The sequence below is a fragment of the Marilutibacter spongiae genome, assembly GCF_014145325.1.
Classification (GTDB): Bacteria; Pseudomonadota; Gammaproteobacteria; order Xanthomonadales; family Xanthomonadaceae; genus Marilutibacter; species Marilutibacter spongiae.
Genome location: NZ_JACHTF010000004.1, coordinates 147203 through 171415 on the forward strand (window position 1 = coordinate 147203; position 24213 = coordinate 171415).

Here is a 24213-nt window from a genome sequence, read left to right on the forward strand (position 1 = left end):
ATGGCACATGACGCGGACAGGCTTTTTCAGTCGATTTTCACGCAAACCCCTGTTAAGGAAGGGTTTTTAGTGATGTGAATCACGAAATGAGCTCGATTTTAGAAGTTTTTGAGGAAAACAAAGAGGTCTCCAGCCCCTCACTCGGCGTACACCTGTCCTCGGCTCGTCGACACATGAACGACCTGACCCATGCATCAGGTCCGTGTTGCGAATCACTCACCACTGCCAGGGACGTGGTGGCCAGGGACTCTTCGGGAATGGAACTCCGATCGCGGGTGGCGGCAGGACCGCTGCCACCCGCGGTCACCTTCATGCAGAAAAAATGTGATGGCGAGATGCCGGCCACAGGGGGAGTGGCATCGCCGTTGTCGTAACGCCATCGATTGATCCGGTTCCAGTTTTCGTCCGGCGCCACTTGGCCCCGGACCACCATCGGGGAAACAGATGCAGACACGTTCGAACCGCGGCATGCGCACGCATGCCCTCGCCGCCGCGACCGCGGCCGTCCTGACCGCCCTGGTCGCCGCACCCACCTTCGCGGCCGGCGACGGCATGGTCAACATGTCCAGCCTGCAGGCGGGCGAGACCCACGACCGCTTCATCATCAAGTACAAGGAAGGCAGCGCCCAGCGCGCCAGCGCCACCGCCATGGGGCGCTCCCTGGACCGTGCCGCCTCCGCCACCCTGCATGGCCGGGCCCTGGGCCTGACGCGCCTGCGCCACATGGCCACCGGTGCCGACGTGCTGCGCACGCAGAAGCGCCTGAACCGCCAGGACGCCGCCGACCTCATGCAGCGCCTGGCCGCCGATCCGGACGTCGAGTACGTCGAGGTCGACCAGCTGATGCACCCGACGGCGACGCCGAACGACACCTACTACGCCAGCTACCAGTGGCACTACTTCGAGGCCGCCGGCGGCATCAAGGCCGACCAGGCCTGGGAGCTGAGCGACGGCGACGGCGTGGTCGTGGCGGTGATCGACACCGGCATCACCAACCACAGCGACCTCAATGCCAACGTACTGCCGGGCTACGACTTCATCAGCGACACCAGCATCTCCGGCGACGGCAACGGGCGCGACAGCGACCCCAGCGATCCGGGCGACTACGAGGGCAGCAACAGCTCCAGCTGGCACGGCACCCACGTCGCCGGCACGATCGCCGCGGTGACGAACAACAACAAGGGCGTGGCGGGCGTGGCCCACGGCGCCAGGATCGTCCCGGTGCGCGTGCTCGGCACCGGTGGCGGCTACCTGTCCGACATCGCCGATGGCATCGTCTGGGCGTCGGGCGGCAGCGTCAGCGGCGTGCCGGCCAACGCCAACCCGGCGGAGGTCATCAACATGAGCCTGGGCGGCTCGGGCGCCTGCTCGGCGACCTACCAGAACGCCATCAACGGCGCCGTCAGCCGCGGCACCACGGTGGTCGTCGCCGCCGGCAACGACAACGCCAACGTCAGCAACTACAACCCCGGCAACTGCAACAACGTCGTCAGCGTGGCCTCCACCACCCGCACCGGCGCGCGCTCGAGCTTCTCGAACTACGGCAGCCTGATCGACGTGGCCGCCCCGGGCAGCGACATCGCCTCGACCGTCAACGCCGGCAGCACCACGCCGGGCGCGGAGAGCTACGCGCTGATGTCGGGCACGTCGATGGCCTCGCCGCACGTGGCCGGCGTCGTCGCCCTGATGCAGTCGGCGGCGGGCGGTTCGCTGTCGCCGGCCCAGGTCGAGACCATCCTCAAGGACACCCTGCGCCCCTTCCCGGCCAGCACCGACCGCGACATCGGCGACGGCATCGTCGACGCACTGGCTGCGGTTCAGGCGGCCGCGGGCGGCACGCCGGACCCGGACCCGGATCCCGATCCGACCCCGGGCAACGCGCTGCAGAACGGCGTGCCCAGGACCGGGCTCGGCGCGAGCACCGGCAACGACCTGACCTTCACCCTGCAGGTCCCCGCCGGCGCGTCCAACCTGAGCTTCGCGCTCTCGGGCGGCAGCGGCGACGCCGACCTCTACGTCAAGCGCGGCAGCGCCCCGACCGACAGCAGCTACGACTGCCGTCCGTACAAGAGCGGCAACGCCGAGACCTGCAGCTTCGCCAGCCCGCAGGCGGGCACCTACTACGTGCGGGTGAAGGCCTATTCGACCTTCTCCGGCGCCAGCCTGGTGGCCAACTACAGCGCCGGCAGCGGCGGCGGTGGCAACACCCCGCAGACCTACAGCAACACGGCCGACTACACGATCAACGACAACGCCACGGTCGAGAGCCCGATCAGCGTGTCCGGTCGCAGCGGCAACGCGCCGGCCAGCACCCGCGTGGACGTGGACATCCGCCACACCTACAAGGGCGACCTGAAGGTCGACGTGGTGGCCCCGGACGGCAGCGTCTACAACATCCACAACCGCAGCGGTGGCAGCGCCGACAACGTGATCGGCTACGTCAACCTGAACCTGTCCAGCGAAGCCATCAACGGCACCTGGAAGCTGCGCGTCAACGACAACTACACCAACGATACCGGCTACATCAACAGCTGGAGCATCACGTTCTGATACGGCTTCCCATGTCGTCTTCCAAGCAGTAGATACGCATTTTCCCGGGCATGGACTGACCCGGTTGACCGGATCCCGGTCATTTTGACGCCCCGGCCCCTGCCGGGGCGTTCTTGCATCCGCGGTGGGGCCCGTCGAAAGTCGGGCATGCAGCCGCGCGCCCGAAGTGGCAGGCTGCAGGCCATGGACAGCGTGCCCGGCCTCGACCTGAGCCAGCCTCCCTTCGACCTGCTCGACGCCGGCCAGCAATCCCGCCTGCGCGCGGCGGTGGACATGGGCTTCCACCCCGCCGGCACGACGATCCTCGACGCCGGGAGCGACTCCCCGCACGTGCACGTGATCCTCAAGGGCGTGGTCCGGGCCTGGGACGAGCGCAGCGAGGGCGCCACCCTGTTCGCCGATTTCGGGCCGGGCGACCTGTTCGGCGCCTGGGCGGTGATCGCGGGGCGGGCGCGGCATCGTTACGTGGCCGAGGAGGACGTGCTCGACTTCCTGCTGCCGGCCGGGGTGTTCCGGCGACTGTTGGCCGACAACCCGGCGTTCGCGGCCTACTTCCACGAAGGACTGTCGCTCAAGCGACGCATCGCCGCCGGCGACCAGCAGCCGTCCGAGTTGTCCGAGCTGATGCTCACCCGGGTGCGCGACGCGCAGCTGGCGCCCGCGATCCGGATCGCCGCCGCGACACCGATCCGCGAAGCCGCCTCGCGCATGCGCGAAGCCCGCGTCGACTGCCTGCTGGTGGAAGGTCGCCGCGACGCGGATGCCGATCCACTGGGTATCGTCACCCGCACCGACCTGCTCGACGCGCTGGCGCTGGACGCACGGCCACCCGATGCCGCGGTCGGCCCGCTGGCGCGGCGGCCGGTGGTCGCGGTCCGCGCGAACGACGTGCTGTTCCAGGCGCTGGTGACGATGACCGAACACCACATCGAACGCGTGCTGGTCGACGACGACGCCGAAGGCGTTCTCGGCACCCTGGGCATGGCCGAGGTGCTTGCGCACTACGCCAGCCACTCGCACCTGATCAGCCTGCGACTGGAGCGCGCGGCCACGCTGGACGACGTCAGCGCCGCCGCCCGCGAGATGACCACCCTCGTACGCCACCTGCACGCGCAGGGCGCGCGCATGAGCTACCTCATGGAGCTGGTCTCCGCGCTCAACGGCCGCATCCTCGGCCACGTCTTCGATGCGGTGGTGCCCGCGGCATTGCGCGAGCGCACCTGCCTGCTCGCGCTGGGCAGCGAGGGCCGTCGCGAGCAGATCCTCAAGACCGACCAGGACAACGCCCTGGTCCTGGCGGATGGCTTCGAGTGGGATGGCCTGGCCGACGCCATGCAGCGCTTCGGCGATGCACTGGCCGACATCGGCTATCCCCCCTGCCCCGGCGGCGTGATGGTGCGCAATCCGGCCTGGCGCCTGGACGTCGCCGGCTGGCGGGGGCGGATCGAACACTGGCGCCACGATCGCGACCCGGAAAGCGCGATGGCGCTGTCGATTGCCCTGGACGCGCGCCCGGTGGCCGGCAATCCCGCCCTGTTCGAGCCGGTGGGCGCGGCGATGGGCGCGCTCGGCCGCGACGAGATCCTGCTGCGCGAGCTGGCGCGCAGCACCCTCGCCTTCTCGACGCCGCTGACCCTGTTCGGGCGCATGCGCGGGTCCGCCGAGGGCATCGACCTGAAGAAGGGCGGCATCTTCCCGCTGGTCCACGGCATCCGCGTGCTCGCCCTGCGCCATGGCGTGACGCGGCACAACAGCTTCGACCGCTGCGCCGCGCTGATGCAGGCGGGCGCACTGTCGTCCGAACTCGGTCGCGACGTGCCGCAGGCACTGGCGGTGATGATGCGCATGCGCCTGGGCGCGCAGCTGCAGGCCCTCGCCGAGGGACGCGACGCCGACAATCGCGTGGACCCCGGCCGTCTCCGGCGCCTGGACCGCGAGCTGTTGCGCGATGCGCTGCGGGTGGTGAACGCCTTCAAGGACCACCTGCGCGACAGCTTCCAGCTGCGGGCCGGATGATGTGGCCGGCCTGGCGACGCTGGCGCGACCGGCGCCTGCACGGGAACGGCCCCTGGGCGGCGCTGCTCGCCGCCCCGCCGGCCCGCCAGTGGGTGTCGCTGGACCTGGAGACCAGCGGCCTGGACCCGGGCCGCGACCGTATCCTGTCGATCGCCGCGGTGCCGATCGTCGAGGACCGGGTGTGCCTGTCGCAGCGCTTCGAGGCGATCGTCAGGCCCGCGGTCGACGCCGCGCCACCCGACCTGGACGCGCTGCGCCACCATCGGCTGCGGCCGCAGGACCTCGCCGGCGGCCTGGCGCTGCACGATGCCGTGGCGGGGCTGTTGGACTGGCTCGGGCCGCGGCCGCTGGTCGGCTACCGCATCGGCTTCGATGTCGCCATGCTCGACCGCGTGGTCCCCGGGATCACCGGTTTCGCACTGCCCAATCGCCGCATCGACATCGCCGCGCGCTACCGCGCCCGCCATCGGCATCGGGCCCCGGACGCGGCGATCGACGAGACCGGCTTCGAGGCGCTCGCCGCCGTCCTGGGCGTTCCCCAGCTGGGCCGCCACACCGCGCTGGGCGACGCGACCACGGCGGCGCTGTGCTGGCTCGCGCTGCAGGCGGGACGCTGAAGGCCCGCCCGGGCCGATGCGACGGGCCAGGCGCTCGACGCCCAACCCTGTGAAATCAATCACATTTTTTGGCGCCAAGATTTATTTGATTTGACCCCCGATGGTGTCCGCGGTAACTGATGGGGGTGGGGTCCTCGTCGCAGGCGCGGCGATGCCCCGCCCCAGCGCCAGCGTTGCGCCCGGACCGGGCGGAGCCCGGCATGGCCCCGCGGGGCCCAACCACGCATCCCCCTGCCGTTGGCGCAGACCGCGCAGGCGATGCGTCAGGTGGCCGATCCGCCACCTTCATTGTGAAAAGGGAGAGACATGATGAAGTCGAACGACATGCCTGTTACTTCACCCCGCCGCCGGACCCGCGTCCTGGCCGGGACCGGCCTGGGCACGGCCATCACCACCGTCCTGTCGCTGGCGCTGATGGGCCCCGCCCCGGCGGCCCATGCCCAGGACGCGGTGATCACCACCACGCCGCGCCCGGCCCCCATCGTGGTCGGCGTGCCGCGCCGCTCGCGCATCATCCTGCGCGGCCGCTCCGGCACCGCGTCCGACGGCAGCACGCCGAGCGCGACGACGATCACCACGCCCGATGCCAGCTTCATCAAGGTGCACTTCGACCACTTCGAGCTGCCGGCCGGCGTCGTGCTCGAGGTCTCCAATCCCGAGCGCACCGAGGTCTACCAGTACCGCCAGGGCCAGCTGGACGCGCATACCGTCGACCCCGGCATGGGCCAGAACGGGGTCAGCAGCTTCTCGGCGATGTCGATCAGCGGCCCCACTGCGGTCCTGCGCCTCGTCGGCGAGGCCACCGAGCCCTGGGCGAGCCGCCACAGCGTGGACATCTCCAGTTACCTGGAGGGCTACCCCGAGGACATGCTGCCGGAACTGCAGAGCGAGGGCCTGCTGTCGGCCAGCGGCGACGTCGGCGCGACCTCGATCTGCGGCAGCGACGACAAGCGACCGGTCGCCTGCTATGTCGACAGCGACCCCGACGCCTACGACCGCTCGCGCCCGGTCGGGCGCATGCTCAGCAGCGGCGGCAGCCTCTGCACGGTGTGGCGCGTGGGTCCGGACAACCGCCTGTTCACCAACAACCACTGCATCTCCACCCAGGCCGGCGTCAGCGGCGCCGAGTTCTGGTTCAACTACCAGCAGGCCAGCTGCAGCAACACCGCGACCGCCACGGTGACCAAGGTGACCGGCAACCAGATGCTGCGCACCGACGAGGCGCTGGACTACACCCTGTTCACCGTCAACGACTTCGCCTCGCTCGCGTCCTTCGGCTACCTCGGCCTGGACGTCGGCGCGCTTTCGGTCGGCGACGGGCTGTTCATCGCCCAGCACCCGGGCGGCCGCAAGAAGGAGCTGGGCGTCAACGACGGCAGCGCGGCCTGCACCATCAAGACCACGAACGGCTCGGGCACCAGCGGCAGCCCGGGCAGCGACATCGGTTACACCTGCGACACCGAGGGGGGCAGTTCGGGTTCGCCGGTGATCTCGCGGGCGTCGAACAAGGTCATCGCCCTGCACCACCTGGGCGGCTGCAACAACCAGGGCGCGAAGATCTCGCGCATCTGGCCGCAGGTCGCCAGCTACTTCAACAACCAGGTCCCCGATGGCGACAACGGCGGCGGTACCGACCCCGATCCGGATCCGACGCCCGGCACGCTGCAGAAGGGCGTGCCGGTCAGCGCCGGCGGCGCGCAGGGCTCGGAGACCCGCTACACCCTGACGGTCCCCGCCGGTGCCAGCAACCTGGCCTTCACCACCAGCGGCGGCAGCGGCGACGCCGACCTGTACGTCCGCTTCGGTTCGGCCCCGACCACCAGCACATACGACTGCCGTCCGTACAAGAGCGGCAATGCCGAGAGCTGCACCTTCGCCAGCCCGCAGGCCGGCACCTGGCACGTGATGCTGCGCGGTTACAGCGCCTACAGCGGCCTGTCGCTGGTCGCCGACTACGCCACCGGCGGTGGCGGCGGTGGCGCCCCGTGCACCGGCTGTACCGCCTACACCGGTTCGCTGTCGGGCACCGGCAACACCGCGGTGCAGCCCAACGGCACCTATTACCAGTCCGTCGCGGGTGCGCAGAAGGGCTGGTTGCGCGGTCCCGCCGGGACCGACTTCGACCTTGAGCTGTACCGCTGGAGCGGCTCGGCCTGGAGCAAGGTGGCGCAGTCGACCAGCGCCACCAGCGAGGAGTCGATCAGCTACAACGGCACCGCCGGCTACTACTACTGGCGCGTGGTCTCCTACGACGGCAGCGGCAGCTACAGCGTCTGGCTGGACACGCCCTGATCGGCACGCATCCGCGTCCATCCGCCACGAGCCCCGGTTGCGCGCCGGGGTTCGTGGCATGCGGGACCGGGCGCGGCGCCATCGACCCTCGATTCACGGCTTGCAGGTCGCGTACGGCGAGGCGTCGACCAGCTTCTGATGGCGTGGCGAAAGTGGCGGGCCTCCCTTCCAGCCGCGATCGAAACCGTCCACGCGCAGGGTGTGCGGCACTTCGTCCTCATTGAACAGGAACACCAGCGGCCGCTCGCTGCCGGTGTAGGGAAAGACCGCCCGCGCGATGCCCTCGTAGCTGGGCCCGAAATAGGTCCAGCTGACGTCCGGGTGGCTCACGCGATCGGTCTGCCCATCCACCGTGATCGCCAGGCCATCGGTGGCGACCACGATGCGGGGGCCGGCGCTACAGTCGCCGGCAGGACCATAGGTACCAAAGGCCTGGGCGAAACTGCTGGCCGGCAAGGGCGCCTCGGCATGCGCCAGGGGCGCCAGCACCAGGACGGCGAGGGCGAGCAACGGACAGGTCATGACAGCCGCCGGGCGCGGGGTCGTGTCGACGAGAACGCGGGGCTCCGGACGCAGCGGACACGCTGCGCGGACGCCCGCGGGGCGGAGGCGTGACACAGGACTCGAGGGGCGGGGTCGCCGCGTTCGCCGGAATGCTGGCCGGGGTGTCGCGCCGGGCGCTGGGTTTTGCTGCGCGCAGCCCATCCTACGACGGTCTGTCTGGGCACAAGGCAAGATCAAAAGCTTCCGCCCATTGGGCGGGTCCCTTTTGTCTTGTCAAAAGGAACCAAAACCGCCGGCTCCATCGGCCGCCGGTCCGGCTTCGCCGCACCGGTCCCCTGTGCTCCTCGGTCATGGCGGCACGGCGCCCAAACTCGCTTCGCTCAAACAAGGGCGCCTCTTCGGCCGCCACGCCCTGTGGTGCTCGGCGGCCTCAAAGTCGCGAAGATCAAGATCAACGGCAACGGCAACACGCCACTTGGCTAGCCTTAGCCTTGTAGGGTGGGTAGAGCCGAAAGCGAAACCCACCGTCGGGTGGCGCATACACGATGAAATGATGGGTTTTGCTTCGCGCTACCCATCCTACGGTTCCGCATCCCACCCCGCCGCGTAGGGTGGGTAGAGCCAAAGGCGAAACCCACCATCGCGAAATTGCACGCACGACGAAAGATGGGTTTCGCTTCGCGCTACCCCTCCTACGGTGCTGACCAAGGGTGGATCGGTCGCCCACGCCGGCTCTCGACACCACAGTCGCAGAATCCGAACAGATAAGGGCGCAATAGGCAAAGCGCATTGCGCCGGCCCGCTGGCGCAGGCGCACGAGGCGGCTCGAAAGACGGGTTCCCGGCGTGCGCCGGGATGATGGCTGGGAAGTCGCGTTGGGCGTTGGGTCTTGCGCCAGCGCCTCGAACGGGCGAACGGTCCGGAACGCAAACGGCCCACCTTGCGGCGGGCCGTCTGGATCCCGGCCTTCGCCGGGATGACGCATTGGAAAAGGCGCTTCCGCTATGCGGACCCGCGCCAATGCATCACTTGATCTTGCCTTCCTTGTACATCACGTGCTTGCGGACGACGGGATCGTACTTCTTGATCTCCATCTTGGCAGGCGTGTTCTTCTTGTTCTTGTCGGTGGTGTAGAAGTGGCCGGTGCCGGCCGAGGAGATCAGGCGGATCTTGTCGCGCTTGGAAGCCATGGTTCAGTCCTCCTCAGACCTTTTCGCCGCGTGCGCGGAGATCGGCCAGGACGGCGTCGATGCCGTTCTTGTCGATGGTGCGCAGGGCCTTGGTGGAAATACGCAGCTTCACCCAGCGGTTCTCGCTGGCAACCCAGAACCGGCGCTCGTGCAGGTTGGGCATGAAACGGCGGCGGGTCTTGTTCATGGCATGCGAGACGTTGTTGCCGGTCGTCGTACGCTTGCCGGTGACTTGGCACACTCGGGACATTACGCACCTCGTAATCTGTTTTCGCGGACGGATCCGCAAAACGCTTGATGATGCTTCCCTTGGCCAGGGAGGCGGCGGCCCCAGCGCCGACCGGCCGGGCCGGGGCGATGCGCGATACGGGAGGGTGGACAGCACCGCTGCCTGGCGGTGGCCGGAATCGCGCTTCCGGACCACCCGGCGGGGTCGGAAAGACCTGCCGGACACAGCGAGCCGGGCATTATGCACGCCTGCGAGCCGCCGCGCAAGACTTATCCACAAGCCGGGGCGCGCCGGAGCGCGGCTGTCTCAGCCCGCGGCGCGGCCGTCGTCGCTCGCCGCCGCACGGGTCTCGGCGATCCAGCGCCGCACCTCGGCCTCCAGCACCGGCAGGGGCAGCGAGCCCTGGCGCAGGATCGCGTCGTGGAAGGCCTTCACGTCGAAGTCCGCGCCCAGCTCGCGCTCGGCCTCGGCGCGCAGCTTGACGATGGCGATCTCGCCGAGCTTGTAGCTCAGGGCCTGGCCGGGCCAGGAAATGTAGCGGTCCACCTCGGTGGTGACTTCGTGCTCACTCAGCGCGGTGCGGTCGCGCAGGTAGGCCTGGGCCTGTTCGCGGGTCCAGCCCTGGGCATGCACGCCGGTGTCGATGACCAGGCGGCAGGCCCGCCACATCTCGTAGGTCAGGCGGCCGAACTCTTCGTACGGGGTCTGGTAGATGCCCATCTCCTGGCCCAGTTTCTCGGTGTACAGGGCCCAGCCCTCGCCGTAGGCGGAGATGTAGGACTCGCGCCGGAACGCGGGCTGCCCGGTCTGTTCCCCGGCGAGCGCACCCTGCAGGGCATGGCCGGGCGAGGCCTCGTGCAGGGTCAGCGCGGGCAGGTTGTACAGCGGACGCGACGGCAGGTCGTAGGTGTTGACCCAGTAGGTGCCCTTGCCGCCGCGCCCGGCGGTCCAGAACGGGGCGATGTCGTCGGGGACCGGGACGATCGTGAAGCGGCCGCGCGGCAGGGTGCCGATGAACTTGCCGACCTCGCCGTCGACGCGCTTGGCGATCCACGCCGCGCGGTCGAGCAGGCCCTGCGGGGTGGTGGCGTAGAAGCGCGGATCGGTACGCAGGAAATGCAGGAAGGCCGGGAACACGGCTTGCCCGGCCGGTGGCTCGAAACCGCTGCGCGCGATGACCGCGTCCATCTGCGCCTGGATCCGTGCGACTTCGGCCAGGCCGATGGCGTGGATCTCCCCGGGCGACAGGTCCAGGGTGGTGTAGCGACGGATCTGCTGCCGGTACCAGGCCTCGCCCCCGGGCATCCGCGACGCGCCCAGGGTGGTGCGGGCGCGCGGCACGTACTCGTCGCGGAAGAACGCCAGCAAGGACCTAAAGGCCGGCACCACGCGATCGCGGATGGCCGCGCGGGCCGCCTCGCGCAGGCGTGCCTGCTCGGCCGCGGGGATGCGCGCGGGCAGGTCGCGGAACGGCGCGTAGACGTTGGCCTGCTCCGGGTCGTCCAGCTCGGCGGTGGCCGCGATGGAGGCATCGCGGCCGTCGAGCACGGCGCGCGGGACACTGAAACCCCGGTCGAGGCCGGCCCGCATGTTGGCGATCTGCGCATCGAAATAACGCGGCACGTCGTCCAGCCGCGCGATGTAGGCCTCCGCCTCGTCGACATCCTCGAAGCGGGTGCGCGCCATGAAGCCCAGGTTCGACCAGAACGAGGAATCGGAGTTGAAGGGCATCTCGTACCCGCGCAGGCGGACCTCGGCGGCCAGGTTCTCCACCTGCGGCCGGTACACGGCCAGGTTGAGGCGGTTCGCCTCGGACAGGGCCTGCACGTCGAGCGCGTCGAGCTGCGCCAGCACGTCTTCCCAGACCGCCAGGCGCGCCTGCTGGCTGGCCGCGTCGACCGAGGGCATGCGGCGGTTGGCCGCGGCACCCTCGCTGTCTTCGTCGGCGCCGCCGGACTGGCGCTGGCGCCAGTCCCATTCGCGGCTGTAGATGGCCTCGAAGCGGGCGTCGACGGTCGAGGGCGCCGGGGCCTCGCGGGCCGCGGCTGGCGCCGCGGCGCCCGCGACGCAGGGGGCGAGCGAAAGGGCGAGGCACAACGGCGCGAGGGCCAGGGCAGCAGGACGCATGGGCGATCGGGTGTCGGTGGCGGGAACGCCCGATTCTCGCATCCCCGACCCGCCGCGGCTGTGCGCGCCCGGGCGCGTCGCGCTCAGTGGGTGGCGCGGTCGCGGTGCCAGCCGCGGTGGCGGATGTCCAGGTACAGGCTGTAGGCAGCGGTGAAGGACGGGAACAGGTTCTGGATCACGCCGACCGCGTCCTGCTTCTGCGAGAACAGGAAGTAGCTCAGCGTCATCGCGCTGCCGAGCAGGCTCATGTACCAGAACAGGCGCGGGATCACCGGCTTGCCGTGCTTGCGCGAGGCGACGAACTGCACGAGCCAGCGGCCGCCGAACATGGTCGCGCCGGTCAGGCCGATCAGTTTCCAGGGCGACATGTACAGGCCGGTCCACTCGAGCCAGACGATCGGTTGGTTCATGAAGTCGCCCATGCGTTCAGACCTCCTCGGTGCGGGTCACCTTGCCGCGCTTGATCAGCCAGGCCACGCCGCGAAGGTCGCTGATCCCGACCAGGGCGCGATTGAGGTTGTTGTACTTGGACACGCCGGCGGTGCGGTGGCGGTGGTTGACCGGCACGCTGACGGTCTTCCAGCCGGCGCGCTGCATCAGCGCGGGCAGGTAGCGGTGCATGTGGTCGAAATGCGGCAGTTCCAGGAACGCGGCGCGCTCGAAGAGCTTGATCCCGCAGCCGGTGTCGGGCGTGTCGTCGCGCAGCATGCGGGCGCGGATCGCATTGGCCCACTTCGAGGCCCAGCGCTTGCTGCCGCTGTCCTGGCGGTCGACCCGCCAGCCGGCGAACAGACGCGTGTCGGGGTCGGCGCGGTCGCGCTCGGCGAGCAGCCTCGGGATGTCGGCCGGATCGTTCTGGCCGTCGCCGTCCAGGGTGGCGATCCATTCCCCGCGCGCGGCCTTGATCCCGTTGCGCACGGCGGTGCTCTGGCCGCTCTGGGTGACGTGGTGGATGACGCGCAGCTCGGGGACCTCGGCCTTGAGCGCGCGCAGCACGTCGAGGGTGTCGTCGCGTGAATGGTCGTCGACGTAGATGATCTCGAAGGGCACCACGCCGCGCAGGGCGGCGGTGATCTCGTGGACCAGCGGGGCGGCATTGTCGCGCTCGTTGAACACGGGCACGACGACGGAAAGCGAAGGAAGGGTCGGCGTCATGGTCGGGGGTGTTGTCCGTGGGCGTTGGCACGGGGAGGGCCGCGGTCGCGGCTGGCGCTCATCCTACTCCGGCGGGGGCCGGGAAGCCGAGCGGCGCCGGGTGCCGCCGGGGTGGGCGGCAGGCGGGGTTCAGGCGCGGTCGCCGAAGTAGTCGCGGCACCAGTCCACGACCCGTGGCAGGCCGACCTCGATCGAGGTGCCCGGCTCGAAGCCCAGGGCCTCCCGCGCGCGCGCGGTATCGGCCATGGTCTCGACCATGTCGCCGGGTTGCATGGGCTTGTACACCTTCTGCGCCTCGCGGCCGGCAGCCTGCGCGATCACCTCGATGAAGCGCTCCAGCTCGACCGGGGTATGGTTGCCCAGGTTGAACACGCGATGCGGCGGCACGCCATTGACGCAGGCCGGCGGCGGGTGGTCGAGCGCGGCCAGCACGCCGGCGACGATGTCCTCGACCCAGGTGAAGTCGCGGCGCATCCGGCCGTTGTTGAACACGTCGATCGGGCGTCCGGCCAGCACCGCGCGGGAGAACAGCAGCGGCGCCATGTCCGGTCGGCCCCAGGGCCCGTAGACGGTGAAGAAGCGCAGGCCGGTGGCGCGCAGGCCGTAGAGCTGGGCATAGGTGTAGCCCATCAGTTCGTTGGCCGCCTTGGTCGCCGCGTACAGCGAACGCGGCTTGTCGATGCGCTGGTCCTCGGAGAACGGCGGGGTCGCCGAATCGCCGTAGACGGACGACGAGCTGGCGTACACCAGGTGCTCGACGTGGCGGTGGCGACACAGTTCCAGCAGGTTGACGAAGCCGGCCAGGTTGCTGTCGACGTAGTCGTGCGGATGCGTGAGGGAGTAGCGCACGCCGGCCTGGGCGGCGAGGTTCACCACGCGCACGAAGCCGAACTCCTCGAACAGCCGGGCCAGGCCGTCGCGGTCGCCCAGGTCGAGCGTGCGGATCTCCACGTCCGGGCACAGCGCGGCGACGCGGTCGTGCTTGAGCCGGGGGTCGTAATAGGCGTTGAAATTGTCCAGGCCGACGACGGCCTCGCCGCGCGCGCGCAACGCGCGGCAGACGTAGGCGCCGATGAAGCCGGCGGCGCCGGTGACCAGGACGGGGGGCGGGGTGTCGTTCATGGCAGCTCGTGGCGGCCGGCCTTCGGGCCGGCGTCGGGATGGATGTCGAAGGCCAGCGACAGGCGCAGCCGCGCCGCCGCTTCGCACAGCCATGTGCTCAATTCGAAGCCGAAGCTCTCGCCGGCGGACAGGCCCACCGCCAGCTCGCAGCGTCCGCCCTCGCCCGCCAGTGCCTGCAGCGCGGGCTGGTGCGGCGCCAGGCGATCGAGCTGCCGGCGCATGAAGGCCTCGAAAGACTCGTCGGCCCAGGCCCGCGCCGCGCCGGCGGCGGAGCCGTCGTCGGTCAGCGGGGCGGTGGCGTAGCTGTCGCCGTGGCGACCGGGCAGCGCGGTGCCGTCGGCCGCGCGGCGCGCGTCGCCGGCCGTCCAGCGCCGGCTCGGCCGCAGGCCGATCGCCTCGAACAGGGGCGCGAGGTCGGCGTGCGGATGGGTGGCGCGCAAGGCCACGCGGTAGCGATACGGGTTCACGACGGCGATCGTTGCGGTGGACGGCTCAGTCGACCTTGCCGCGCAGCTTCTCGAGCACGCCGTCGAGCGACTCCAGGTCGCTGTAGTGGATCACCAGGCGGCCCTTGCCGCCGCGGCCGTGCATCACGTTGACCTTGGTGTTGAGCGATTCCGACAGCTCGCGCTCCAGGCTGGCGATGTCGGCCTGCGGCGCCGGCCGGGCCGGACGGGCGCGCGAGGACGCCGGCACCTTGCCCGAGGCCAGCTGCTGCACGCGATGCTCGACCTCGCGCACCGACCAGCCCTGCTCGGCGGCCTGCCGCGCCAGCGCGGTCGCCGCCTGCGGGGTGAGGGTGAGCAGCGCGCGGGCATGGCCCATCTCCAGGGCGCGGGTCTCGACCAGGACACGGATCTCCTGGGGCAGCTCCAGCAGCCGCAACAGGTTGGACACTGCTGCTCGCGAGCGCCCCACCGCCTCGGCGGTCTGGGCGTGGGTCAGGTCGAACTCGTCGATCAGGCGCTGCAGCGCGTTGGCCTCCTCGAGCGGGTTGAGATCCTCTCGCTGGATGTTCTCGATCAGGGCCATCGCCACCACGGTGCGGTCGTCGACCTCGCGCACGACCACCGGGATCTCGGCCAGTCCGGCGCGCTGGCTGGCGCGCCAGCGGCGCTCGCCGGCGATGATCTCGTAGGTCTTGCCGCCGCGCTCGGCGATCTCGCGCACCACGATCGGCTGGATGACGCCCTGGGCCTTGATCGACTCGGCCAGCTCGTCGAGCTTGTCTTCGTCCCAGTGCTTGCGCGGCTGGTACTTGCCGGCGGTCAGGGCGTCCACCGGCAGGGTGCGCAGCACGTCGCCCGGCGCGGCTTCCAGCGCCGGCGCCTGGGCGGCGCCCTTCGGCCCGAGCAGGGCCTCCAGGCCACGGCCGAGTCCCTTCTTCTTCGCCGCCGCGGTCTTGGCAGCGCTCATGCCGCCACCTCCGGCGCACCGCCCGGGGCGGGCGCGGCCGCGGCGGCGGGCGCGGTCTTGTCGCGCTCGCGCTGGCGACGGATGACCTCGCCCGCCAGGCCCAGGTAGGCGATGCCGCCGCGGCTGGCACGGTCGTAGCCGACGATGCTCTGGCCATGGCTGGGCGCTTCGGCCAGGCGCACGTTGCGCGGCACGATGGTGCGGAAGACCTTGTCGCCGAAGTGCTGGGTCAGCTCGGCCGACACCGCGTTGGCGAGGTTGTTGCGCACGTCGAACATCGTGCGCAGCACGCCTTCGATCTCGAGCGCCGGATTGAGCCGCTGGCGGATCGCGTCGATGGTGTCCATCAGCGCGCTGATGCCTTCCAGCGCGTAGTACTCGCACTGCATGGGCACGACCACCGAGTCGGCGGCGGTCAGGGCATTGAGGGTCAGCAGCGACAGCGCCGGGGGGCAGTCGATCAGCACGTAGTCGTAGCGGTCGGTGATCCCGGCCAGTGCCCGCTTGAGCTGCTGCTCGCGACCGTCGCGCTCCATCAGCTCGATCTCGGCGGCGGTCAGGTCGATGTTGCCCGGCAGCAGGTCGAAGTCCTCGGCGGTGCGCACGATGACGTCGGCGGCGTCGGCCTCGCCCATCAGCACGTCGCAGATCGAGCTTTCCAGTTCGCGTTTGTCCACGCCGCTGCCCATGGTGGCGTTGCCCTGCGGGTCGAGGTCGACCAGCAGCACCTTCTTCGGCGTGCGGGCCAGCCCGGCGGCCAGGTTGACGGCGGTGGTGGTCTTGCCGACCCCGCCCTTCTGGTTGGCAATGGCGATGATGCGGGCCATGCGGCTGATTCCCCTGGCGCGAGCGCCTGCTGTGCGAATGGCGCCCCTGGAGGCGTTTGGATGGTGGGATCGACGGCATTCCGTGCCCGCGTCGCGAACCGCCTTGGGGTCGGGTCCGCGCGCGATCCGGACAGGGGATTATGCCCGCCTCGACCCCGCAGTCCCAGCTTGCCACGGGAACGGCCGGGGTTCGACCGCCACGATTCAGCCGGCGACCGCCTCGCGGGCGACCACGACCAGATGCCGTTCAGCCGCCAGGCCGGGCACGAGGAGACGATGCCGGGCCTGCACGGCCCAGCCCGCGGGCAGCGCCGCGATCTCGTCGACCGGGTCGGTGCCCTTCATCGCCAGCAACCGTCCGTCGGAAGCCAGCAGGTGCCCGCCCAGTTCGAGGATCAGCGGCAAGGTCGCCAGCGCGCGCGCGGTGATCGCGGCGAAGGCGCCGGGCGCGTCCACCGCCTCGATCCGCGACTCGAGCACGCGCACGCGCGGCGCGAGGTCCAGCTTGCGGACCGCTTCGCGCAGGAAACGGGCCTTCTTGCCATTGCTCTCCACCAGCGCCACGCGCAGGCCCGGCTTGGCGATCGCCAGCGGGATGCCGGGCAGGCCCGGGCCGGTGCCGAGGTCGGCCAGCTCGCCGCCGGCCGCCGCCAGCGCATCCACGTGGGGATGCATCGCCAGCGAGTCGAGCAGGTGCTTGACCAGCATCTCGCCGGGGTCGCGGATGGCGGTCAGGTTGTATGTCCGGTTCCAGCGCAGCAGCAGGGCCAGGTAATCCAGCAAGGGCGCGGCCAGCGCGGGATCGAGCGCGAGCTCGGCCAGGCCGGCTTCCAGGCGCGGGCGCAGGTCGGGGGACAGGGCGTCGGGGGCACTCATGCGGGGCGGTCGGTACGGGGGAATCCGGGACGGTCACGATACCGGTTCGCGGCCGCTCAGGGGCCGTCCGGCCGCCAGGCCAGCGCACCCAGATAGCCGGGCGCCGGTTGCAGCGCCTGCAGCGTCCACGCGTCCGGATGGCCCAGCGCGGGATCGCACTCGACCAGGCGCAGGCCGGCCGGGCCGTCGACGAAGGCCAGCCGGTCCAGGCCGAAGGCCAGGCCGCGGCCGTGCGCCTTGAGCACCGCCTCCTTGGCGCACCACAGGCGCAGGAACGCCTGTTCGCGCGCCAGCGGATCGGCCATCGCCGCGAGCCAGGCGTGCTCGAGCGCGGTGAAGTAGCGCTTGGCCAGCTCCAGCGCGCGCGGCCGCGGGCGTTCCCATTCCAGGTCGACCCCGACCCGGCCGCCGCCCTCGGCCAGGGCCACCAGCAGGCCCTGCCCGCTGTGGCTCCAGTTGACGTCGTGGCGCTCGAACGGGGCCTCGATCCGCGGGCGCCGCCAGGTATCCCGGCGCAGCTGCAGCTGCTCGGCCGGCACCTGCAGCTGGCCGGCCAGCCAGTCGCGCGCCTGCGCCTCGGCCGCGACCTCGCCCCGGCGCGGCAACCAGTGCCAGCGCACGGGTGGCGCGGCGGCGGGAGTCGATTCGGTCGGGTGTTCAGTCACGAATGTGCCGGATTTGGTGTCGGGCCGGTCCTCCAGCGTAAGCTACCGGACAGGGGATGCGGCCAGGCCGCGACAGGAACACCGGATGATGTCAGCCGTATTGAACGCCACGACCGGACGGGGCGCATTGCAGGCCACCGCCCTGGTGGCGGGCGACCCGGCGCAAGCGATCGCCTTCGGCGAGGGAGCCGCGGTGTGCCGGGCGCGCTTCCAGCGCGAAGTCCTGGCGCTGGCGTCGCGCCTGCCGGCGCATGCGCACGCGATCAACCTGTGCGAAGACCGCTACCGCTTCCTGGTGGCGTTCTGCGCGGCCGCGGTCCGCGGCCAGGCGACCCTCATGCCGCCGGCGCGGGCGCCCTCGGTGATCGAGGAGATCCGCCAGCGGCACCCCGACAGCCACATCCTCGACGACGATGCCTTCAAGGGCCTGGACGAGGCCATGGGCACCCTGCCGGCGATCGATCCCGGGGCGACCGTCGCCATCGGCTTCACCTCCGGCAGCACCGGCCAGCCGCAGGCCAACCCGAAGACGTGGGGCGCCTTCGTCGCCAGCACCGCGCAGAACCTGGCCGCGCTGGCCGACCTGCTCGCCCCGGACGCCATCACGCCGCTGGTCGCGACCGTGCCGCCGCAGCACATGTACGGCATGGAGATGTCGGTCCTGCTGCCCCTGCTGGGGCCGGTGGCCGTGCATACGGGCAAACCCTTCTTCCCGGGCGACGTCGCGCGCGCGCTCGGCCAGGCCGAGCGACCGCCGCTGCTGGTGACCACCCCGGTACACCTGCGGGCGCTGGTCGAATCGGGGCTCGCGCTGCCGTCGCTGGCCGGCATCGTCACCGCCACCGCGCCGCTGCCGGTCGCGCTGGCGCGCGCCGCCGAAGCGCGCTTCGGCGCGGAGGTGCGCGAACTGTTCGGCTCCACCGAGACCTGCGTGATCGCGCGCCGGCGGACCGCGGTCGACACCGCCTGGACGCCACTGCCCGGCGTGCGCCTGCATCCGCAGCCCGACGGCACCCTGGTCGAGGCCCCGCACCTGCACGCACCGGTGGTGCTGGCCGACCTGGTGGAGGTGCGGGAGGCGGGTTTCATCCTGCACGGCCGCAGCAGCGACCTGCTGGAGATCGCCGGCAAGCGCGCCTCGCTCGGCGACCTGACGCGCAAGCTGCTCGCGGTCCCGGGCGTGACCGACGGCGTCGTGTTCCAGCTCGACGATGCCGACGCCGCCGGCGTCCGTCGCATCGCCGCGCTGGCAGTGGCACCGGGCATGGACGCGCGCGCGATCGGCGCCGCACTGCGCGCCAGCGTCGACCCGGTGTTCCTGCCGCGCCCCCTGCGCTGCGTGGCCGCATTGCCACGCAACGAGACCGGGAAACTGCCCCGCCAGGCGCTCATCGCACTGGTGAAGGCTGCCTCACAAAGCTGAAGCAAGCCTGCCAATCCGAGACACCGCCATCACGTGCCCGGCTTCACATTGGCCGCCGACCCCGCACCGCGGGCGCTGCGAAACCAAACGAGGGAGTGAAGCGAATGAATTTCATCATCATGTTGATCGTGGGCGGCATCGCCGGTTGGCTGGCCAGCATGGTCATGCGCACCGATGGCCAGCAGGGCATCATCCTGAACGTCGTCGTCGGCATCATCGGCGGCTTCCTCGGCGGCTTCCTGCTGCCGATGATCGGGCTGAACTTCGCCGGCTGGATCGGCTACCTGATCACCGCCCTGATCGGCGCGATCGTGCTGCTGGCGATCGTCAACCTGTTCCGGCGTGGCCGCGTGCGCTGAGGCGCGCGCCTTCCCGAATCCCGCGGCGCCCGGGTGGCGCCGCATCCCTATCCGACAGGAGGCGACATGGGCATCCTCATCTGGCTCGTCGTGGGCGGCATCATCGGCTGGATCGCCAGCATCATCATGCGCACCAATGCGCAGCAGGGGATCTTCCTCAACATCATCGTCGGCATCGTCGGCGCCTTCCTCGGCGGCTGGCTCGGCGGCATGCTCGGCTACGGCAGCAGCATCAACAGCGGCGACTTCAGCCTGACCGGCCTGCTGACCTCGCTGGCCGGCGCGATCGTGCTGCTGGCGATCGTCAACCTGTTCCGGCGCGGAAAGCCGCGTTGAGGCTGGGATTGGTGATGGGTGATGGGTGATTCGAAACACCGATCATTAGCAAGGAAAAGGCCCGCTCCAGCGGGCCTTTTCCTTTCACCAATCGCCAATCACCAATCACCAATCACCCAACGACACCCACGCGGGGGCGTGGTCGCTGGGGCGCTCCCAGGTGCGCGGCTCGCGGTCGATGCCGGCGGCGGCGCAGTGCGCGCGCAGCGCATCGGAGACCAGGGTCAGGTCGATGCGCAAGCCGCGATCGCGACGGAATCCGGCCTGTCGATAGTCCCACCAGCTGAAGATGCCGCCGTCCTCGTGATGCAGGCGGAAGGCATCGTGCAGGCCCAGGGCGCAAAGCCGGCGCAGGGCCTCGCGTTCCGCGGTCGAGGTCAGGATGTGGTCGTCGTTCCAGATCGCCGGGTCGTGCACGTCGCGGTCGTCGGGCGCGATGTTGAAATCGCCCAGCACGACCAGGCGCGGATGCCGCTGCAGCTCCTCGGCGACCCAGGCGTGCACGGCCTCGAGCCAGCGCAGCTTGTAAGCGTACTTGTCGGTGCCGACGTCCTGGCCGTTGACCACGTACAGGTTGACGACGCGTACGTCGCCGATGGTCGCGGCGATCACGCGCTTCTGTTCGTCCTCGAACCCCGGGATCCCCATCTGCACGTCACGTGCCGGCTCGCGCGACAGGATCGCCACGCCGTTGTAGGTCTTCTGCCCGGAGAACACGCTGCGGTAGCCCTGTTCGAGCAGGGCCGTGTCGGGGAAGCGACTGTCCTCGAGCTTGGTCTCCTGCAGGCACACCACGTCGGGCGCGGCATCGCCGAGCCACTGCTGCAGGTGCGGCAGGCGGACATTGAGCGAGTTGACGTTCCAGCTGACGATTTTCATAGATGTACTAATCTATTGATTTCACTGTTTTTATTATTAAGTCTTGTTGAGCGTACCGCCACCGATACCCCCAACTTTCTTTGGTAGCCAGAGCCGCCGATCGCTTGACTGCCGAGCGCAACGAAAGCCATTTCACCACACGGTTCTGTTTCAGCATTCGTTGAAACCGTTCGAAGCGCTGAAACTCGGGGAACGTCGGCTTATGCGCTACGATCGATATCGTACATTTATCGTGTTCAGCGCATAAGTCAGAAATATGCGCCAATCATCATATTGACTCCTTATAGGAATTGGCACATAGTCCTACGGAGGAGGTAGCTATGTACGACCTGGCCCGCACACCCAAGCAGATCGGCACCACCATCCGCCGCAACCGCAAGCGCCTAGGGATGAGCCAGAGCGAGCTGGGCGATCGCGTCGGCTTGCGACAAGAAACCATCTCGTTGATCGAGACCGGCAATCCGGCGACCCGGCTCGACACGATGCTGTCGGTGCTGGCAGCGCTCGATCTGGAATTTCAGATCGCCGCCCGCAGCCGCGGTTCCGATCCCCAGGACCTGATCTGATCATGGCCAGGACACGTCGACATCCGCCGCTGCGCGTGTACCAGAACGATCGGTTGGTCGGGCATCTGATGAAGGAGCCCAGCGGTGCCATCGAGTTCCGTTACGACCGTGAATGGTTAGAGCGCAGCAGGGCCTTTCCAGTCTCGCTGTCACTCCCGCTGCGCGAGGACCCCTGGCGCGGCGAGCCGGTCGCCGCGGTCTTCGAGAACCTGTTGCCAGACTTGGACGATCTACGAAAGCGCGTGGCCGAGAAGGTCGGTGCGGCCGGCGCCGATGCCTACAGCTTGCTGGCTGCGATTGGCAGGGACTGCATCGGCGCCTTGCAGTTCATCGCCGGCGATGCTGCGCCGGAAAGCACATCAGCGCTCTCCGGGGAGCCACTCGACGATGAAGCCATCGAACGGCTGCTCAAGTCGCTGGCGCAAGCCCCGCTGGGCCTCAGTCGGGACGATGACTTCAGAATCTCAGTCGCAGGCGCGCAGGAAAAGACCGCTCTGCTCCTGCTGGACGGCCAATGGCTCAAGCCGCATGGCACCACGCCGACCACACACTTGTTCAAGCCGCAGATCGGCAAATTGCCGAACGGCATCGACCTTTCCAACAGTGTCGAGAACGAGTTCTATTGCTTGCAACTGTTGAAACATCTCGGCCTATCGGTCAATCACGCCGAAATCGCGACATTCGGCGAGACCAAGGCATTGGTCGTTGAACGCTTCGATCGGGTTTGGAGCAATGGTCGTTTGATCCGCCTGCCGCAGGAGGACTGCTGCCAGGCGCTGTCCGTGCCACCGGCACGCAAATATCAGAGCGACGGCGGCCCCGGCATTCGGAACATTGCGGAACTTCTCAAAGGCGCCGACTCGCCTGCCGACGATCATCGCACGCTGCTCCAAGCGCAACTGGTCTTCTGGCTGATCGGCGCGACCGACGGACACGCTAAGAACATCAGCATCTTCCTGCATCCCGGCGGAAGCTACGCCATGACGCCGCTATACGATGTGCTGACCGCGCAGCCCAGCCTCGATGCGCGCCAGATCGAACGCAAGCAGATGAAGCTTGCCATGTCGGTAGGCAACAGCAACCACTACCGCTTCGATGAAATTCAAACCCGGCACTTCTTCCAGACCGGGGATGCGGCGGGCCTCTCGCCTTCCCTCGTTCGGAAGGCCGTTGAAGACATCGCTAATCGAATAGAATCCGCGCTTACATCGCTCGAAAGCGAACTGCCAGCAGACTTCCCGCCAGCGCTGCATAAATCTGTTAGCGCTGGCGTCGAGCGCCGGATGAAAGTGTTGCGGGCAGGCCTGTGAAAAGACAGGCCGGTGCCAAAGACGAGGGGGTGCGCAATCGCTTTCCCCTCTCTCAAAGTCAAAAAACGAGCGATCCGCCCCGGTGGTTGGTCAAGGCGTTGGCGGTTCCGACGTCCCCCCGCCTTCAGTAGCGGGGCTCTTTAGAGTCCGTGGTTCATGGGGATTGGACTCCAAATCGCCGTGCTACTCAAAGGTGGGGGGACGTCGGCGGGACGTCGCGCTTATTGCACCCTACGATTTTCGACGCCTCATGCCGGGGCCCGACTACGTGGACTGCGGCGCCCCGCTACCTCGACAGCCAGCGGATCAACCGGTCGACCCAGCCGGTGTACGGCGGCTTGAGCAGGTCGCTGGCGGCGAGGCGGGACTGGTGGAAGACCGGCAGCAGCTTGCTGAAGGTGTCGAAGCCATGGCGCCCATGGAGCACGCCCATGCCGCTGGGCCCCACGCCGCCGAAGGGCAGCCCGTGCACGCCGAAATGCAGCAGCGTGTCGTTGACGGTGACACCGCCGGCCGGCACCTCCGAGACGATCCGCTCGATGCTCGCCCGGTCATGGCTGAACGGATACAGCGCGAGCGGACGCCCGAATACGTTGGCGCGCGCGATCGCATCGTCCAGCGACCCGTAGGGCAGCACCGGCAGGATCGGTCCGAAGATCTCCTCCTGCATCACCGCCGCACCATCGTCGGGCGCCAGCACCAGCGTCGGCGGGAACAGGCCGGCCCCGGCGTCGGGCGACGCGGCGCCGAAGGGTTCGACCACCGCCAGCCCACGCGCGCGCGCCTCGGCGACGAGGCCATGAAGGCGTTCGTACTGCCGGGCATTGATGATCCGGGTGTAGTCGCGCGGGGACGCCAGTGTCCCGTAGCGCGCCTGCAGCTCGCCGAGCAGGGCCGCGACGAAGGCCTCCTGGCGCGCCGCATCGACGAGCACGTAGTCGACGCCGATGCAGGTCTGCCCGGCGTTGAACCATTTCCCGGTGGCGATGCGCGCGGCCGCCTTCTCGACCGGATAGTCCGCGCAGACCAGCGCGGGCGCCTTGCCGCCCAGTTCAAGCGTCACCGGGGTCAGGTGCGGCGCCGCGGCTGCCATCACCTTGCGGCCGACCGCGGTCGAACCGGTGAACAACAGGTGGTCGAAGGGCAGCGCGGCGAATGCCTCCCCAACGGCGGGACCGCCCAGGGCGACGGCGACGCGATCGGCGGGGAACACGTCGGCCAGCAAGTCACGCAGCCAGGCGCTGGTGCGCGGCGTGTGCTCGGAGGGCTTGAGGTAGACATGGTTGCCGGCGGCGATCGCCGACACCAGCGGCATCAGGGCCAGGTTCACCGGGTAGTTCCACGGCGACAGGATCCCCACCACGCCCAGCGGGACCGGTCGCACCTGGGCCGTGGCCGGCCAGAAGCGCCAGCCGGTGCCCACGCGCCGCGGGCGCGTCCATTTGCGCAGGTGGGCCAGCGCGTCGTCGATCGCCGACAGCGTGACCATGGCTTCGGAGATCCGGTTCTCGTGCTCGGAGCGGTGGCCGAAGTCGGCGCGGATCGCGGCGTCCATCGCGTCGAGCCGCGCACGGAACGCATCGCGCAGGCGGACGAGGTCGTCGCGCCGCTGTGCCAGCGCGGGCCTGCGGGCCAGCCATGCCGCGCGCAGGGCGCGATGGGTCGCGTCCAGCTGCCCGGGCGTGGTGTCGGCGACGATGTCCATGGCGGCAGTGTAGCCAAGGCGCGATGCGCGGACGATGAAGCCGCGCCGC

22 protein-coding genes and 2 pseudogenes are annotated in these 24213 nt (G+C 69.6%); 10 read left to right on the forward strand and 14 right to left on the reverse strand.

Annotation, left to right across the window (positions count from 1 at the left end):
- Positions 1-444: 444 nt before the first annotated feature.
- From H4F98_RS05270 to H4F98_RS16690, 5 genes and pseudogenes are all read left to right on the forward strand, one after another.
- A pseudogene (locus H4F98_RS05270) lies at positions 445-2178 on the forward strand (S8 family peptidase); the annotation flags it as partial.
- A 144-nt stretch (positions 2179-2322) separates the two neighbouring features.
- Positions 2323-2550: pseudogene (locus H4F98_RS16970) on the forward strand (proprotein convertase P-domain-containing protein); the annotation flags it as partial.
- Positions 2551-2733: 183 nt separating this feature from the next.
- Positions 2734-4566 carry a putative nucleotidyltransferase substrate binding domain-containing protein gene (locus H4F98_RS05275; protein ID WP_182685585.1) on the forward strand — a complete coding sequence of 611 codons (1833 nt, stop codon included), beginning with the start codon at positions 2734-2736 and terminating at the stop codon, positions 4564-4566.
- Entirely contained in the window at positions 4563-5183 is a 621-nt protein-coding gene (locus H4F98_RS05280; RefSeq protein WP_182685586.1) for a 3'-5' exonuclease, read from the forward strand. The genes H4F98_RS05275 and H4F98_RS05280 overlap by 4 nt, the downstream gene beginning before the upstream one ends.
- Positions 5184-5492: 309 nt before the next feature.
- Positions 5493-7475 carry a serine protease gene (locus tag H4F98_RS16690; RefSeq protein WP_220479098.1) on the forward strand — a complete coding sequence of 661 codons (1983 nt, stop codon included), beginning with the start codon at positions 5493-5495 and terminating at the stop codon, positions 7473-7475.
- A gap of 93 nt (positions 7476-7568) precedes the next feature.
- On the opposite strand, the gene H4F98_RS05290 is transcribed toward H4F98_RS16690, so the two are convergent.
- From H4F98_RS05290 to H4F98_RS05345, 12 genes are all read right to left on the reverse strand, one after another.
- Positions 7569-7997: a hypothetical protein gene (locus H4F98_RS05290; protein ID WP_182685587.1), complete on the reverse strand. Its 429-nt coding sequence runs from the start codon at positions 7995-7997 to the stop codon at positions 7569-7571.
- Between the two features lie 1007 nt (positions 7998-9004).
- Positions 9005-9169 carry a 50S ribosomal protein L33 gene (gene rpmG, locus H4F98_RS05295; protein ID WP_141518690.1) on the reverse strand — a complete coding sequence of 55 codons (165 nt, stop codon included), beginning with the start codon at positions 9167-9169 and terminating at the stop codon, positions 9005-9007.
- Between the two features lie 13 nt (positions 9170-9182).
- On the reverse strand, positions 9183-9419 hold the full coding sequence (gene rpmB, locus H4F98_RS05300; RefSeq protein ID WP_141518689.1) for a 50S ribosomal protein L28: 237 nt from the start codon (positions 9417-9419) through the stop codon (positions 9183-9185).
- 285 nt (positions 9420-9704) lie between these two features.
- On the reverse strand, positions 9705-11525 hold the full coding sequence (locus tag H4F98_RS05305) for a DUF885 domain-containing protein (protein WP_182685589.1): 1821 nt from the start codon (positions 11523-11525) through the stop codon (positions 9705-9707).
- A gap of 83 nt (positions 11526-11608) precedes the next feature.
- Positions 11609-11935, reverse strand: coding sequence for a lipid-A-disaccharide synthase N-terminal domain-containing protein (locus H4F98_RS05310; RefSeq protein ID WP_425487570.1), 327 nt, complete (start codon positions 11933-11935; stop codon positions 11609-11611).
- A 16-nt stretch (positions 11936-11951) separates the two neighbouring features.
- Positions 11952-12680: a glycosyltransferase family 2 protein gene (locus H4F98_RS05315; RefSeq protein WP_182685593.1), complete on the reverse strand. Its 729-nt coding sequence runs from the start codon at positions 12678-12680 to the stop codon at positions 11952-11954.
- Between the two features lie 129 nt (positions 12681-12809).
- Entirely contained in the window at positions 12810-13802 is a 993-nt protein-coding gene (locus H4F98_RS05320; protein WP_182685595.1) for an NAD-dependent epimerase/dehydratase family protein, read from the reverse strand.
- Positions 13799-14269, reverse strand: a complete 471-nt coding sequence (locus H4F98_RS05325) for a hypothetical protein (RefSeq protein WP_182685596.1) — start codon at positions 14267-14269, stop codon at positions 13799-13801. The genes H4F98_RS05320 and H4F98_RS05325 overlap by 4 nt, the downstream gene beginning before the upstream one ends.
- A 25-nt stretch (positions 14270-14294) precedes the next feature.
- Positions 14295-15218 carry a ParB/RepB/Spo0J family partition protein gene (locus H4F98_RS05330; protein ID WP_141519461.1) on the reverse strand — a complete coding sequence of 308 codons (924 nt, stop codon included), beginning with the start codon at positions 15216-15218 and terminating at the stop codon, positions 14295-14297.
- Entirely contained in the window at positions 15215-16045 is an 831-nt protein-coding gene (locus H4F98_RS05335) for a ParA family protein (protein WP_182685598.1), read from the reverse strand. Before H4F98_RS05335 ends, H4F98_RS05330 begins: the two co-directional genes overlap by 4 nt.
- A gap of 204 nt (positions 16046-16249) precedes the next feature.
- Complete coding sequence (gene rsmG / locus H4F98_RS05340) at positions 16250-16921, reverse strand: 16S rRNA (guanine(527)-N(7))-methyltransferase RsmG (RefSeq protein ID WP_182685600.1); 672 nt, start codon at positions 16919-16921, stop codon at positions 16250-16252.
- A gap of 56 nt (positions 16922-16977) precedes the next feature.
- Positions 16978-17586, reverse strand: coding sequence for a 4'-phosphopantetheinyl transferase family protein (locus H4F98_RS05345; protein WP_343064730.1), 609 nt, complete (start codon positions 17584-17586; stop codon positions 16978-16980).
- An 88-nt stretch (positions 17587-17674) separates the two neighbouring features.
- Between H4F98_RS05345 and H4F98_RS05350 the strand changes: the two genes are divergently transcribed.
- The 3 genes from H4F98_RS05350 to H4F98_RS05360 all read left to right on the forward strand — a co-directional run bounded on the left by H4F98_RS05350 (position 17675) and on the right by H4F98_RS05360 (position 19704).
- The gene (locus H4F98_RS05350) at positions 17675-19009 is read left to right on the forward strand and encodes an AMP-binding protein (protein ID WP_182685602.1); all 1335 of its coding nucleotides are present in this window, start codon (positions 17675-17677) and stop codon (positions 19007-19009) included.
- A gap of 104 nt (positions 19010-19113) precedes the next feature.
- Positions 19114-19368, forward strand: a complete 255-nt coding sequence (locus tag H4F98_RS05355) for a GlsB/YeaQ/YmgE family stress response membrane protein (protein WP_182685604.1) — start codon at positions 19114-19116, stop codon at positions 19366-19368.
- A 66-nt stretch (positions 19369-19434) separates the two neighbouring features.
- Positions 19435-19704, forward strand: coding sequence for a GlsB/YeaQ/YmgE family stress response membrane protein (locus tag H4F98_RS05360; protein WP_182685606.1), 270 nt, complete (start codon positions 19435-19437; stop codon positions 19702-19704).
- Positions 19705-19809: 105 nt separating this feature from the next.
- Here H4F98_RS05360 and xth read toward each other — a convergent pair whose 3' ends face one another.
- Complete coding sequence (xth, locus tag H4F98_RS05365; protein WP_182685607.1) at positions 19810-20583, reverse strand: exodeoxyribonuclease III; 774 nt, start codon at positions 20581-20583, stop codon at positions 19810-19812.
- A gap of 320 nt (positions 20584-20903) precedes the next feature.
- Between xth and H4F98_RS05370 the strand changes: the two genes are divergently transcribed.
- Together H4F98_RS05370 and H4F98_RS05375 are read left to right on the forward strand one after the other, a co-directional pair.
- Positions 20904-21149: a helix-turn-helix transcriptional regulator gene (locus H4F98_RS05370; RefSeq protein WP_182685608.1), complete on the forward strand. Its 246-nt coding sequence runs from the start codon at positions 20904-20906 to the stop codon at positions 21147-21149.
- 2 nt (positions 21150-21151) lie between these two features.
- Positions 21152-22459 (forward strand): type II toxin-antitoxin system HipA family toxin, encoded by a 1308-nt coding sequence (locus tag H4F98_RS05375; protein WP_182685609.1) that lies wholly within the window; start codon positions 21152-21154, stop codon positions 22457-22459.
- A 286-nt stretch (positions 22460-22745) separates the two neighbouring features.
- Here the strand turns inward: H4F98_RS05375 and H4F98_RS05380 are convergent, their stop codons facing one another.
- A complete protein-coding gene (locus H4F98_RS05380; RefSeq protein ID WP_182685706.1) occupies positions 22746-24164 on the reverse strand; it encodes a coniferyl aldehyde dehydrogenase in 1419 nt (472 codons plus the stop codon).
- Positions 24165-24213 lie beyond the last annotated feature (49 nt).

What these genes read in the sequence shown, in the direction of transcription:
- H4F98_RS05310 (WP_425487570.1), bottom strand. Translation starts at nt 11,935, where the DNA reads ATGAACCAACCGATCGTCTGGCTCGAGTGGACCGGCCTGTACATGTCG.
- H4F98_RS05320 (WP_182685595.1), bottom strand. Translation starts at nt 13,802, where the DNA reads ATGAACGACACCCCGCCCCCCGTCCTGGTCACCGGCGCCGCCGGCTTC.
- H4F98_RS05335 (WP_182685598.1), bottom strand. Translation starts at nt 16,045, where the DNA reads ATGGCCCGCATCATCGCCATTGCCAACCAGAAGGGCGGGGTCGGCAAG.
- H4F98_RS05290 (WP_182685587.1), bottom strand. Translation starts at nt 7,997, where the DNA reads ATGACCTGTCCGTTGCTCGCCCTCGCCGTCCTGGTGCTGGCGCCCCTG.
- H4F98_RS05280 (WP_182685586.1), top strand. Translation starts at nt 4,563, where the DNA reads ATGATGTGGCCGGCCTGGCGACGCTGGCGCGACCGGCGCCTGCACGGG.
- H4F98_RS05315 (WP_182685593.1), bottom strand. Translation starts at nt 12,680, where the DNA reads ATGACGCCGACCCTTCCTTCGCTTTCCGTCGTCGTGCCCGTGTTCAAC.
- H4F98_RS05355 (WP_182685604.1), top strand. Translation starts at nt 19,114, where the DNA reads ATGAATTTCATCATCATGTTGATCGTGGGCGGCATCGCCGGTTGGCTG.
- xth (WP_182685607.1), bottom strand. Translation starts at nt 20,583, where the DNA reads ATGAAAATCGTCAGCTGGAACGTCAACTCGCTCAATGTCCGCCTGCCG.
- H4F98_RS05360 (WP_182685606.1), top strand. Translation starts at nt 19,435, where the DNA reads ATGGGCATCCTCATCTGGCTCGTCGTGGGCGGCATCATCGGCTGGATC.
- H4F98_RS05380 (WP_182685706.1), bottom strand. Translation starts at nt 24,164, where the DNA reads ATGGACATCGTCGCCGACACCACGCCCGGGCAGCTGGACGCGACCCAT.
- H4F98_RS05305 (WP_182685589.1), bottom strand. Translation starts at nt 11,525, where the DNA reads ATGCGTCCTGCTGCCCTGGCCCTCGCGCCGTTGTGCCTCGCCCTTTCG.
- H4F98_RS05275 (WP_182685585.1), top strand. Translation starts at nt 2,734, where the DNA reads ATGGACAGCGTGCCCGGCCTCGACCTGAGCCAGCCTCCCTTCGACCTG.
- H4F98_RS16690 (WP_220479098.1), top strand. Translation starts at nt 5,493, where the DNA reads ATGAAGTCGAACGACATGCCTGTTACTTCACCCCGCCGCCGGACCCGC.
- H4F98_RS05330 (WP_141519461.1), bottom strand. Translation starts at nt 15,218, where the DNA reads ATGAGCGCTGCCAAGACCGCGGCGGCGAAGAAGAAGGGACTCGGCCGT.
- H4F98_RS05375 (WP_182685609.1), top strand. Translation starts at nt 21,152, where the DNA reads ATGGCCAGGACACGTCGACATCCGCCGCTGCGCGTGTACCAGAACGAT.
- rpmG (WP_141518690.1), bottom strand. Translation starts at nt 9,169, where the DNA reads ATGGCTTCCAAGCGCGACAAGATCCGCCTGATCTCCTCGGCCGGCACC.
- H4F98_RS05370 (WP_182685608.1), top strand. Translation starts at nt 20,904, where the DNA reads ATGTACGACCTGGCCCGCACACCCAAGCAGATCGGCACCACCATCCGC.
- rsmG (WP_182685600.1), bottom strand. Translation starts at nt 16,921, where the DNA reads ATGAGTGCCCCCGACGCCCTGTCCCCCGACCTGCGCCCGCGCCTGGAA.
- rpmB (WP_141518689.1), bottom strand. Translation starts at nt 9,419, where the DNA reads ATGTCCCGAGTGTGCCAAGTCACCGGCAAGCGTACGACGACCGGCAAC.
- H4F98_RS05350 (WP_182685602.1), top strand. Translation starts at nt 17,675, where the DNA reads ATGTCAGCCGTATTGAACGCCACGACCGGACGGGGCGCATTGCAGGCC.